Annotated in this window: 11 protein-coding genes; 1 reads left to right on the top strand and 10 read right to left on the bottom strand. The window is 41.8% G+C overall.

Features of this window, described 5'->3' with window-relative positions; all coding sequences use genetic code 11:
- Positions 1-32: 32 nt before the first annotated feature.
- The 7 genes from HT724_RS05390 to HT724_RS05360 are packed head-to-tail and all read right to left on the bottom strand — an operon-like array spanning position 33 to position 6,438.
- Entirely contained in the window at positions 33-371 is a 339-nt protein-coding gene (locus HT724_RS05390; protein WP_000065969.1) for a YlbF/YmcA family competence regulator, read from the bottom strand.
- Positions 372-381: 10 nt separating this feature from the next.
- Positions 382-1,485, bottom strand: coding sequence for a prephenate dehydrogenase (locus tag HT724_RS05385; protein WP_173276656.1), 1,104 nt, complete (start codon positions 1,483-1,485; stop codon positions 382-384).
- A 9-nt stretch (positions 1,486-1,494) separates the two neighbouring features.
- Entirely contained in the window at positions 1,495-2,661 is a 1,167-nt protein-coding gene (gene aroC / locus HT724_RS05380) for a chorismate synthase (RefSeq protein WP_173276657.1), read from the bottom strand.
- 9 nt (positions 2,662-2,670) lie between these two features.
- The gene (gene aroB / locus HT724_RS05375; protein WP_173276658.1) at positions 2,671-3,738 is read right to left on the bottom strand and encodes a 3-dehydroquinate synthase; all 1,068 of its coding nucleotides are present in this window, start codon (positions 3,736-3,738) and stop codon (positions 2,671-2,673) included.
- An 18-nt stretch (positions 3,739-3,756) separates the two neighbouring features.
- On the bottom strand, positions 3,757-4,611 hold the full coding sequence (locus tag HT724_RS05370) for a shikimate dehydrogenase (RefSeq protein ID WP_173276659.1): 855 nt from the start codon (positions 4,609-4,611) through the stop codon (positions 3,757-3,759).
- Positions 4,601-5,278 (bottom strand): type I 3-dehydroquinate dehydratase, encoded by a 678-nt coding sequence (gene aroD, locus HT724_RS05365; RefSeq protein ID WP_173276660.1) that lies wholly within the window; start codon positions 5,276-5,278, stop codon positions 4,601-4,603. Before aroD ends, HT724_RS05370 begins: the two co-directional genes overlap by 11 nt.
- Complete coding sequence (locus HT724_RS05360) at positions 5,275-6,438, bottom strand: class I SAM-dependent rRNA methyltransferase (protein WP_173276661.1); 1,164 nt, start codon at positions 6,436-6,438, stop codon at positions 5,275-5,277. The genes aroD and HT724_RS05360 overlap by 4 nt, the downstream gene beginning before the upstream one ends.
- Before the next feature lie 116 nt (positions 6,439-6,554).
- Between HT724_RS05360 and HT724_RS05355 the strand changes: the two genes are divergently transcribed.
- Positions 6,555-8,705, top strand: coding sequence for a sulfatase-like hydrolase/transferase (locus HT724_RS05355; RefSeq protein ID WP_173276662.1), 2,151 nt, complete (start codon positions 6,555-6,557; stop codon positions 8,703-8,705).
- A gap of 223 nt (positions 8,706-8,928) precedes the next feature.
- On the opposite strand, the gene HT724_RS10475 is transcribed toward HT724_RS05355, so the two are convergent.
- The 3 genes from HT724_RS10475 to HT724_RS05345 all read right to left on the bottom strand — a co-directional run bounded on the left by HT724_RS10475 (position 8,929) and on the right by HT724_RS05345 (position 11,904).
- A complete protein-coding gene (locus HT724_RS10475; protein WP_345789583.1) occupies positions 8,929-9,189 on the bottom strand; it encodes a hypothetical protein in 261 nt (86 codons plus the stop codon).
- Between the two features lie 310 nt (positions 9,190-9,499).
- A complete protein-coding gene (locus HT724_RS05350; protein WP_173276663.1) occupies positions 9,500-10,843 on the bottom strand; it encodes a DEAD/DEAH box helicase in 1,344 nt (447 codons plus the stop codon).
- 245 nt (positions 10,844-11,088) lie between these two features.
- Positions 11,089-11,904 carry an endonuclease/exonuclease/phosphatase family protein gene (locus HT724_RS05345; protein ID WP_173276664.1) on the bottom strand — a complete coding sequence of 272 codons (816 nt, stop codon included), beginning with the start codon at positions 11,902-11,904 and terminating at the stop codon, positions 11,089-11,091.
- Positions 11,905-11,919 lie beyond the last annotated feature (15 nt).

The following is an 11,919-nucleotide window of genomic DNA, read 5'->3' as shown; positions in this document are numbered from 1 at the left end:
TTAAAAATTCTGACTTTAGGATAGTTCTTTTCTTATTTTAGCAATTCTGAAACTGGTTCGAAAACAATTTTTTCAATGTCAGAAAGGTAAATTGCCAATTGTTGTTGCTTGGTAAAGAATTCTGACAAGAGGCTGTTCCCTTGAATCTGTTTACCAAAGCCTTCCATTTTCGCTTGGAAGGATGCGTCTGGCATTTGCCCTGTCTGGGCTAGTCTTTGAATTTCTTCTTGGAAGGCAACATATTCTGTAAAGATTTTACTTGCCTCAGCATCTGCTGCAATCGCATCTTTAGCTGCTTTAACAGCCTTGTATTCTGGCAATTCGCGTAGACCGCGACTGAGTTCGTTTGCACTATCGTAAATATTTGACATGATGTTCTCCTTATTTGATGACGACTGTATAGTCTGTATTTTCTGTTATGAGATGCTCGGCTCGTTCCAAGTCTTGAGCATTTTTAAATGAAATTTGTAGGATCCCGTGAATATCTTCACGGTTTTCCTCATTGATATGAATATTGACCAAGGAAGTTCCTCGCAGCAATTCCAAGATTCGTAAAATAACGTCTTCTTCATCAGGAACATCGACATAAAGGTCATAAGAGCTATCCACACCGCCACGCTTATGGATTTCCATGGCCTGACGTTGTTCACGCGCTTGGTTAAAAAAGTTCCAAATTTGCTCTTCATCTCCCTTACTAATGGCCTGACCAATCGCTTCCAAACGCTCCTTGAAATCCGCAATGCGGTCTAGAATAGTTTCACGATTGGACAAGAGAATGGAGGTCCACATACCCGGCTCGCTTTCCGCAATTCGGGTCATATCTCGAAAACCACCAGCCGCAAAGCGCCTTGCCATCTCATGTTCTTGAGCATAGACCGCAGTCTGCTCCATGAGACTAGAAGCCAGAATATGAGGAAAATGGCTAATCTGAGAAGTCACCCGATCATGCTCCTTGGCATCAATCTCGATAAAGCGAGCATGAAGACCTGAAAGCAGATCCCTCATTTCCTCAAGCGTATCCTGACCTGTCAGGCTTGAAGGTGTAAAGATATAATAGGCATTTTCAAAAAGATTGACATCCGCAGAAGCAGCCCCTGTCTTGTGACTACCAGCCATGGGATGGGCCCCGACAAAGCGAACAGACTTGCCAGACAAATAGTTCTCCGCCGCATCCACAATGGCTGACTTGGTTGAACCAGCATCTGAAATAATGACGCCTTCTTTCAAGTCCAAGTGGGCCAACTCCTTAATGAAAGCAATGGTTTGCTTGATTGGCAAGCTGAGAATGATGATATCTGCCAAAGGAGCAAAACTGGCAAAATCATCCGTTGCACGGTCAATCATGCCTTCTTTCAAGGCAATATCTCTCGAAGCTTGACTGCGATTATAGCCTAAAATTTCATAATCTGGATGATCGCGTTTGATACCAAGTGCCATAGAGGCACCAATCAAACCAAGACCTGCGATATAGATTGTTTTTGCCATAGGAACTCCTTAATAATTCTTTGTATAGTCTCGGTGTTTGGCTACCGCTTCTTTTAGTTCCTCAAGATTATCTGATGAGAATTTTTCGAGGATTTCTTGTGCCAAAACCGTTGCCACAACAGCTTCCATAACCACTCCTGCAGCTGGAAGAGCGGTCGGATCACTTCTCTCCACGGTTGCCTTATAAGGTTCGTGGGTTTCGATATCCACACTCATAAGAGGCTTATAAAGAGTAGGAATGGGTTTCATGACACCACGAACAACAATGGGTTGCCCATTAGTCATACCACCTTCAAAGCCCCCTAGATTGTTGGTACGGCGGGTATAACCGTCTTCTTTAGACCAGAGAATTTCATCCATAACTTGGCTGCCTTTACGATAACCAGCCTCAAATCCAAGACCAAATTCCACCCCTTTAAAGGCATTGATAGAGACAACAGCTTGGGCCAATCTTGCATCCAATTTTCTGTCCCATTGGACATAGGAACCAAGACCAACTGGAACACCTCCAACGACTGTCTCCACAACCCCACCGATGGTATCACCGTCACGTTTGATTTGGTCAATATAATCCTTGATTTCTTGTTCCCTTTCTTGGTTGACAATAGAAACTTCTGACTGGGCAGCTCGTTCCTTAATCTCCGCAACTGTCAGATTTTCAGGTACATCTATTTCCTTGCCACCAAAGACTACGACATGGTTGGCAATCTCCATATCCAGCTCAGTCAAGAGGCGTTTAGCTACTGCTCCGACTGCCACTCGCATGGTGGTTTCACGAGCTGATGAACGCTCCAAAGAATTTCGCAAATCATCAAAACGGTACTTGATGCCCCCAACCAAATCGGCATGACCTGGCCGAGGATGAGTGATTTTCCGTTTGCTTTTTAGGCGGTCTTCAATGTCCTCAGCAGACATGATATCCAGCCATTTTTGGTGGTCTTTATTGACGACATCCATGGTAATGGGAGCCCCCGTCGTCTTCCCGTGGCGAACACCCGAAGTAAAGACAACCTGGTCACTCTCAATCTTCATACGACCACCACGACCGTAGCCACCCTGACGGCGTCTAAGGTCTCCATTGATATCCTCGACTGTCAAAGGTAGTCCAGCTGGAATTCCCTCAATGATAGCCGTTAGACGGGGGCCGTGTGATTCTCCTGCAGTTAAATATCTCATACACTCTCCTTATTTTACCAAGTAGTCTTTCATCTCTTCCAGAGAAACTGGGTGAATGGTTGCTGAACCAAGCTCTGGTACCAAGACCAATTTCAAGGTGTTGCCACGCGCTTTTTTGTCATGAGTAAGAGCTTGATAAAGCTTGTCAACATCCCAGTTTTCATAGTTAACAGGCAAGCCAAATTTCTGACACATTTCTGTGATGGACTGGGTAATGCCAGCTGGCATGAGACCCTTTTTCTCAGCAACCTTGGAAATCTGCACCATGCCCATGGCCACAGCTTCACCATGCATGACTTTTCCATAACCGGCAGTTGCTTCAATGGCATGGCCAATAGTGTGGCCAAAGTTGAGGTAAAGGCGAACACCATTGTCCAGCTCATCCTCAACCACCATCTTGCGCTTGACCTGACAAGAATGTTCAATCAAGGTCTCTGCATGTTCCAAAATGCTCTCAACAGAACCATCCAGCTCCGTCAAGATTTGCCACAGTTCTGGATCCTCAATCAAGCCGTACTTGATAACCTCACCCATTCCTTCAATCAACTCTCTCTTTCCGAGTGTTTCAAGGACAAGCGGATCAATCAGAACCCCGTCTGGTTGGGCAAAGGTACCCACCATATTTTTAGCAAATGGAGTGTTAACGCCTGTCTTTCCGCCGATAGAAGAATCAACCTGAGCTGTCAAGCTGGTCGGAATCTGAACAAAGTGAATACCCCGCATATAGGTAGAGGCTACGAAACCAGCCAGGTCTCCAACGACACCACCTCCGAGAGCCACGACTCCATCGCTACGAGTCAGACCTTGCTTGACTAAAAATTCATAGACTTTCTGGACAGTGGTTAAATTCTTTCTTTCTTCCCCTTCTAAAAAGTCAAAAACTGCTACCTGAAAACCAGCATCTTCTAGGCTGAGCTTGACCTTCTCTGCATAAAGAGAAGCTACATGGTTATCTGTCACAATGACTACCTTTTGTGGTTGCCAGAGTTCTCGCAACCATTGGCCAGCCTGAGCCAGACAACCTTTTTCAATCTGAATATCATAAGGATGATGAGGAATATCGATTCTGATTTTCATAGGAGAATCTCCCTTTCTTTATTGGTATTTTTCTGTTAAGGACTGCCAAATCTCTTCTGTTGGCATTTCCTTGCCTGTCCACAGTTGAAAAGCTTCTGCAGCTTGATAGAGCAACATTCCCAGACCATTAACCGCTGGTTTGCCCTGACTTCTGGCCCATTTTAAAAATGGCGTTTCAAAGGGTTGGTAAATAATATCTGCTACTAAAAGAGTTTCTGATAGGACAATGTTTTCAGGAACTGGAGATGATTGACCATCCATCCCTACACTTGTCGCATTGACCAGTAGATCCGACCCAGCAATCCTTGCTTGCAGTTCAGAAACATCTTCTAAAGCATACAAGTCCACTTTAAAGCCTGTCTGCTCCTGTAACTTGTCTAGGTAAGGTCTTGTTTTTTCCATGGAAACTGAACGAACAAAGACCGAAATCTGACTGACGCCGTCCAAAATAGCTTGTGCCAAAATGGACTTGGCCGCACCACCTGCACCCAGCAGGGTCATCTTCTTACCTGAAATTGTAAAAGAAGGCAAGCTCTTAAAAAATCCCTTGCCATCTGTATTATATCCAATTAAAGTGCCATTCTCATTAACAACCGTATTAACTGCACCAATCAAGCGCGCCTCATCGCTCAATTCATCCAAATAAGGAATCACTTGCTCCTTATAGGGCATGGACAGGTTGATACCAAACATCTGGTAGCGACGAATATTAGCCACTGTGACTTCCAAGTCACTCGCTTCAATCTCCCAAGCTACATAAGCACCGTTGGTAGCTGTCGCCTCAAAGGCACTATTGTGAATAAAGGGGGAAATAGAATGCTTAATAGGATTGGCAACAACGGCAGCTAAACGTGTATAGCCATCAAGCTTCATCCAAAATCTCCCGAATTTTTTTCATGTTAGCTAGAGAAATCTGACCTGGGGCACTTGCCTCATCCAGACTGGCAAAAGACCAACTCGAACCAGTCACATCCGCAGTGATACGAGAGACCTTACCCACCTTACCCATAGAAATGGTCACATATTCCTGTTCAGGATTGAGGGTTTTAAAGCCTCGTGTATAGTTCATCAAGTCTAAGACATCCTGCTCCGTGTGAGCCATCACTGCAACCTTAACAAGTTTTGGATTTAGGGTCGTCAACTCTGACAAGATTTCCATCATATTTTCAGGTGTTTCTTGGAAATTATGGTAACTCAAAACGAGATTTGGGAAGTCCAGCATTTCCTCAAAAACATCCTTGTAGCTATAGTACTCAAAATCAATATAGTCTGGTTGATAGAGTTGCGCCACTTCCTTGATTAGATGGATATATTCTTCTGGAGAAAGGTCGATTTCTCCCCCTTCAGAGCGAGTTCGTAGCGTGAAAACCAACTCACGGCCTGCAAATTTTTCAAAAATAGCTGGAGCCACCTGCAAAATCGCTTCCTTAGGCAGATAGTCGGCACGCCATTCAATAATATCAGCATCTTGATACCTTGTGGCATCCAGAGCCTGAGCCTCCTCTAAACTTCTTGGCATTACTGAAACGATTAATTTCATTTACTAACCTTCATACTAATCACCTTGAGGTAATTACTACTTTCATCTTTTTTATTATAGGCAAAATCTGCTGGAAGACCATATTTGTTTAAAATCTGGTAACTTCTTCCTGCAAAGCCTTTATCAATTTGTTCTGTAAATTTCTGGCGGGAAACATTGGCAGCATTGGTACTGGCAATGATAATTCCTCCCGGATTTAAAATCTCAAGACTCTGGGATATCAACTTGTGATAATCCTTAGCCACAGAGAAAGTTTGTTTTTTATTTCGAGCAAAACTAGGCGGATCTAGGACAATGACATCGTAGGTCAAGCCTTTTCGTTTGGCATATTTGAAATATTCAAAGACATCCATGACTATAAAACGATGGTCGTCTGTACTGATTCCATTTGCCTGAAAATGCGCTTGAGACAATTCTCGTGAACGTTTGGCTAAATCAACAGAAGTTGTCTGACTTGCTCCTCCCATAGCTGCAGCTACTGAAAAGGCTGCTGTGTAGGAAAACATATTGAGCAAGGATTTACCCATAGCCAATCCATCAACCAGGCTCCCACGAACCTCGTGCTGGTCTAGGAAAATCCCTGTCATCAAGCCATCGTTCATAAAGACTTGATACAGAACACCATTTTCCAAAACAGTGAAAAAGTCAGGTGCTTCTTGACCATAAACATGGGCAGATTCATAGTCCAATCCTTTAAAGCGGATCTTCTCATAGGTCCCTAAAACCTCAGGAAAAACCTGTCTAAAGGCTTCTGAGATGGTCTGACGAATCTGATAAACATAAGAGTTATACCAAGAAAAGACAGCATAGTCGCCATAAAGGTCCACTGTCAGACCGCCAAAGCCATCTCCCTCTTGGTTGAAGAGACGAAAGGCAGTTGTCAAATCATCTTGATAATAGGATTTTCTCTTTTCTTTAGCTTGTCTAAACAGCGTTTCAAAGAAAGCTTGATTGAAGGCCACCTTGTCCTTACTAACAAACCAGCCCAAGCCCTTGTTTTGCTGGGAAAGGTAGGCAGTCCCAAGAAAGATTCCTTCCTGACTCTGCACTTCTACTTCCTGATCCTTAAGATTGACATTCTCAAGATCACTGGCTTCTAGTAAAACTAGCCCCTTAGCGAGCTTCTTTTCAACCCTTTTGCTAACTCTTATTCTATTCATAACTACCATTATATCAAACTTTTAGACAATTCTCAAAAAAGAAACTACCCTTGCTTTTTTACTCTTCTTTTAAAAAATGGTATACTAATACTAATAAAAAATTAGGAAGTAAATGTGTGAAAAGCAATTTTAACAAAATCCAAAAAGCCGTCGGTACCAGACTGGGTTTTGTCCTAACCCTTTTAATCCTCTATTGGCTCAAAACCTTATTAGCCTATGCCGTTGACTTTAATTTAGATATTCAAGTAGGCAAGTTGCAGGGAAATTACCTTGCCTTTATCGCCTTTTTCAACCCCCTTCCTCTAGGACTACTCCTGCTGGCTCTAGCCCTCTATGCTCGCTCAACTAAGATCTTTTATGGTCTGAGTATAGCTATTTATAGCCTTTTATTCATTTGGCTCTATTCCAATGTCTTTTACTATCGAGAATTTAGCGACTTTATCACGGCTAATACCATGAAGGTGGTCAGCAAGGTGTCTGTCGGCACTGCAGAACTAGAGTTACTGCGTCCTTGGGATTTCATCTATTTTATGGATTTCCCACTGCTGACTTTCCTTTTCTATAAAAAATTCATCCATTTGGATAGGAGACCTTTCAAATTTCGCTCCAGTATTGCCATCACTGCTCTCTCAGCCCTGCTCTTTTCAGCTAATCTTTTTTTGGCTGAAATCGAGCGTCCCGATCTCCTATCGCGAGGATTTTCGAATTATTATGTTGTCCGCGCCCTCAGTTTACCAGCTTTTCTAGGTTATAGTGCCAACCAATCCTATAGCGCTAATAAAGAACGTGCTAAGGCCTCTGAGACTGACCTTCAACCTATTACAGATTATATTCAAGAGCATTCGGCTAAGCCCAATCCAGACTATTTTGGCTTAGCCAAAGGAAAAAATGTGATTTATCTCCACTTGGAGAGTTTCCAACAGTTCCTGCTTGACTATAAACTCAACCTAGATGGAACTGAGCATGAAGTCACTCCCTTCCTAAATTCCCTCTACCATTCGCAATCTACCCTAGCCTTTTCGAATATCTTTAACCAAGTCAAGGCTGGTAAAACCTCAGATGCAGAAACCATGCTGGAGACTGGTTTGTTTGGACTTGACCAAGGTTCCTTTATGGTCAATTACGGTGGCACCAATACCCAGCAGGCAGCTCCTTTTATCCTATCAAAAAATGGCTACCAATCAAGTGCTGTCTTTCACGGCAATATCGGGACCTTCTGGAATCGAAATACGACCTACAAACAATGGGGCTATCAATACTTCTTTGATGCATCCTACTTCACCAAGCAAGACAGTAGCAATTCTTTCCAATATGGTTTAAATGATAAAATCATGATGAAAGATTCTATCCAGTATCTGGAGCATTTGCAGCAGCCTTTTTATGCCAAGTATATCACGGTGTCCAATCACTATCCCTATGCTAGCAATCTGACAGGCGATGAGCTTGGTTTCCCACTGGCTAAAACCAAAGATGAAACGATCAATGGCTACTTCCAAACCGCCAACTATCTGGATAGTGCTATCAAGGCCTTCTTTGACTATCTCAAAGAAAGTGGCCTCTATGAAAAATCTATCATCGTCATCTACGGAGACCATTATGGTATTTCCAACTCCCGAAATCCTGAGCTGGCACCCTTGATTGGAAAGACTTCTGAGAACTGGTCTAATTACGACAATGCCATGTTGCAACGAGTGCCTTTTATGGTGGTCATGCCTGGTTATGAAAAGGGGCAAATCATCAATACCTACGGTGGACAAATCGATATCTTACCGACTCTCGAACACCTCCTTGGTATTGAGTCCAGTTCCTTTCTTCAAGTCGGCCAAGACCTTCTGTCTCCAGATCATCAAGAAATCGTTGCCTTTCGGACTGCCAATTCCTTCGTCACACCAAAATACACCAGCTACGACGGACGAACCTACTATACTGAAAGTGGTCTTGAAATCAGTAATCTTGATGAACAAACTCAGACTGAACTGGAAAGCGTTCGGCAGGCAGCCAGTCAACAACTGAAAATCAGCGACCAGATTCAAACTGGCGATTTGATCCGTTTCTACCAAGCAGATCATCTTGGAAAAGTTGATACTGAAAGTATTTCTTACCTCAATTCTTTACCAATTCTTCAAAAGATTGAGCAGGAAAAAGGTAGTCAGTCAACTAGTCTTTTTAGCCAACGACAAGGCAAAACTAGTACTGACCTTTTCAAGGCACCAAGTTACCAAGAACTCCATCCCGAGTCGGCAGAAACCGAATCAAAATCACAATAAAAGATGCTCTTCCGTCTTGGAGGAGCATTTCTTTTTATCAAATAAAATTCAACGAAAATCAAATAACAAACTAAGAAACTAACCTGTAAGATTGTAGGTAGAGAGGTTGTACCTGCAATATATGTCTGTCAAGTTTAGTGACGTAGATAGTAGAAGAAAGATGAGATGATAAATCAGCTTCAGCAGGTATCTGGAAAATTTGATTTTATAGAGAAGCCTTTTGTTACAAACTCAATATACTATCAATAAATAATATTATAGAAGCAAGAATAATTAAAATTTCACCTATTTGCATCATTCTATTTCGAACTCTAAATATATGTTCTATCAAAAATACTTGGATCACACACATTATAGGAATGAAAGTTTTTGAAATTGAAAAATATCCCAATAAATAAACTATAAACAACAAAAATAGAACTATATTATATTTCTTATTCAAAACATTCCTCCCTATATATGTTTGATTACCAATCTTAATCATTTACAACTACATTATAACAAACGACAAAATTCTTGTTAACAAATATTGCCATTTTTTAAAATTTTTTGTGATTCGAATGTGATAAACTACTTTGTGTACGATAAACTATGAACCTTTTGTGCCATATTTTTCTCCTTTCGCTTTACAATTGGCTTGAACACCTTTATTGTATCGCGTTCGGAGTTTTTTGGTATAACCTTCGACGCGCACCCGCATAGCGAGTGGTTTTTTTGTCTCGCACCTAACGGAGCGAGACGGACTGAAAGTCACATAATTAAAAAGTTGGAGCTCAACACTCCAACAATTGCTATTAAAATGTTTGGCGTTTTGCTTTACGCTCTGCACGACCGCGAGCGCGATTTTCAGCACGCTTGGTTTTGCGACGTTTTTCATCAACCGCCCATTTAATTTTTTTCTTATAACCTGGTTTGACTTTTTTCTTTTTCTTTTTAACCAAACCAATCATTTCGATATCAAGTTTATCTTGTTTTTTCTCACGGTTGGCACGACGATCACGGTCATAAGTATCTTGAAATTCCCCGTCTTTGACCATCTTCGGAGTAAATTTAATTCCTAATTTCTCCAACTCACGGATATCCGAGTCATCACTTGGCTGGTAAAGGGTAATAGCTGTACCTGGTAGGCCGTTTCGTCCAGTTCGACCAACACGGTGCACAAAGAAGGATAAATCTTGTGGAATGGCATCATTGATGACATGACTAACACCTTCAATGTCAATTCCACGCGCTGCCAAATCTGTTGCGACAATATACTCAAAATCCAGATTTTTCACTTGATTCATGATACGCTTGCGCTCACGAGGGGCAATATCCCCATGAATTTTTGCCACCTTCAAGCCTTGAGCAGTCAGATATGAATGTAATTCATCAGCACGCGTTTTAGTGTTAACAAAAATCATTGCCAAATAGGGTTGCATCAACTGAGTCAACTGGTAAATTTGAGCATTCTTGTCACGTCCCTTAGTAGAAATCAACCAATTATCAATGGTATCAGAAATGACCGTTTTGGTCTTGATTTTCTCCATGACAGGATTTGATAAGTATTTTTTCAAGAATGGTTGCAGTTTTTGTGGAATAGTCGCTGAGAAGACCATGAATTGCAGGTCTTTTGGAAGGCTTCCAGCAATCTTATCAACAGTTTCTAAGAATCCCATATCCAAGGTCATGTCTGCCTCATCGACCACAAAGGTCTTAGCCTTGTGAATAGCTAGGTCACCAGACTTAACTAAGTCATAAATACGGCCTGGCGTTCCAATAACAATATGAGGCTGATTGCTTGCCAATTTCTCAATCTGGCGAGCCTTATCCGTACCACCCACATAATTAACCACACGAACTTCGACATCTGAGTGGGCAGCAATCTGACGGGCTGCTTGGTAAATTTGAGTAGCCAACTCACGACTCGGTGCAGTAATCACTGCTTGTACACTATCGCTGGCTTCATCTAGTTGCTGGAAAATCGGTAACAAGAAAGTGTGAGTCTTACCTGAACCTGTTTTTGATTCACCGACTAGGTCACGACCTGCCAAAACAATAGGAATCAACTTATCTTGCACCTCTGTTGGAGTTGTAAATTTCAGCTCCTCCAAGGCTTCTCTAATATAGTTTTTAAATTGAAATTTCGTAAATGACATAATATCCTCGATTCTATCTATCCTATCAATTATACCACATTTTATTCCATTTCAGTAATCCCACTTATTTAGGCTATTTCCAGTAACTTTTCTAGTCAGAAAAAGGCTGGAATTTGAGAATTCCAACCTCTTTTCATACTCAATGAAAATCAAAGAGCAAACTAGGAAACTAGCCGCAGGCTGTACTTGAGTACGGCAAGGCGACGTTGACGTGGTTTGAAGAGATTTTCGAAGAGTATCAGTCATTATTTCCAGTTTAAAATAGTATTCAAGCCATAGTGATCACTCACTTGCGGACTATTGTTGCCATCAAATACGACATGTAAATTTTCTACCGCTAACTCCTTGCTAGTAAAAACATAGTCGATTCGAAGGGGTTCTGTATTCCCCTTCCAGCCATCAATTTCTGGTGGAACAGTATAGTTACCGCTTTTCTCTTGAGCAACTTCAAATGCGTCTTGTAAGTCTAATGGACTAGCTAAAATAGCTTGGTAGCCTTCCTGTCCAGCCGGATTGTTGAAATCTCCAGCTAGCAAAAGCGGCTTGTTCAATTCTTTCAAGACAGCCTCAAATCGTGCCCATTCTTCTTGGAAACCTTTATCCCACCAAGAAAGGTGAACACTTGCAACTGCAAGCTCCTTACCATCAACTACAGTTTCAGCCAGGGCAACACGGCGAGTATGATAGTCTGTTGGATCATCCACATCTGAAACCAAAATTTCTCTTACTTCAATCGGTGTTTTAGATAAGATTGCCACACCTTCATGATAGCGGTCATATCCGATATGATTATAGGCCCAAGTCCAGTAGTAATTTTTCCCTTGCTCAGACAACTTTTCAACCAAAAGTCTAACATAATGGTCTTGATGAATCGGCTCAGCTGCTGGCAAAGCTTGATAAAAATTATTGACCTCCACCTCTGGAGATGTGATCTCCTGATTGATTTCTTGGAAACAAATCAAATCATAATCCTTTTCAAGAATATCCTCAAGCAAAATCTGGAATTTTTCCTCAGCTTCTTTTTCCATCCAACTGTGAGTATTGAGTGTTAAAAATTTCATTCTTTTCTCCCAAAA

Source organism: Streptococcus sp. k-402 (assembly GCF_013277515.1).
Taxonomy (GTDB): domain Bacteria; phylum Bacillota; class Bacilli; order Lactobacillales; family Streptococcaceae; genus Streptococcus.
The sequence above is the reverse complement of the archived record's forward strand: the minus strand, read 5'-3'. Positions and strand labels throughout refer to the sequence as shown.

What these genes read in the sequence shown, in the direction of transcription:
- aroC (WP_173276657.1), bottom strand. Translation starts at nt 2,661, where the DNA reads ATGAGATATTTAACTGCAGGAGAATCACACGGCCCCCGTCTAACGGCT.
- HT724_RS05345 (WP_173276664.1), bottom strand. Translation starts at nt 11,904, where the DNA reads ATGAAATTTTTAACACTCAATACTCACAGTTGGATGGAAAAAGAAGCT.
- HT724_RS05385 (WP_173276656.1), bottom strand. Translation starts at nt 1,485, where the DNA reads ATGGCAAAAACAATCTATATCGCAGGTCTTGGTTTGATTGGTGCCTCT.
- aroD (WP_173276660.1), bottom strand. Translation starts at nt 5,278, where the DNA reads ATGAAATTAATCGTTTCAGTAATGCCAAGAAGTTTAGAGGAGGCTCAG.
- aroB (WP_173276658.1), bottom strand. Translation starts at nt 3,738, where the DNA reads ATGAAAATCAGAATCGATATTCCTCATCATCCTTATGATATTCAGATT.
- HT724_RS05360 (WP_173276661.1), bottom strand. Translation starts at nt 6,438, where the DNA reads ATGAATAGAATAAGAGTTAGCAAAAGGGTTGAAAAGAAGCTCGCTAAG.
- HT724_RS10475 (WP_345789583.1), bottom strand. Translation starts at nt 9,189, where the DNA reads ATGATTAAGATTGGTAATCAAACATATATAGGGAGGAATGTTTTGAAT.
- HT724_RS05370 (WP_173276659.1), bottom strand. Translation starts at nt 4,611, where the DNA reads ATGAAGCTTGATGGCTATACACGTTTAGCTGCCGTTGTTGCCAATCCT.
- HT724_RS05350 (WP_173276663.1), bottom strand. Translation starts at nt 10,843, where the DNA reads ATGTCATTTACGAAATTTCAATTTAAAAACTATATTAGAGAAGCCTTG.
- HT724_RS05390 (WP_000065969.1), bottom strand. Translation starts at nt 371, where the DNA reads ATGTCAAATATTTACGATAGTGCAAACGAACTCAGTCGCGGTCTACGC.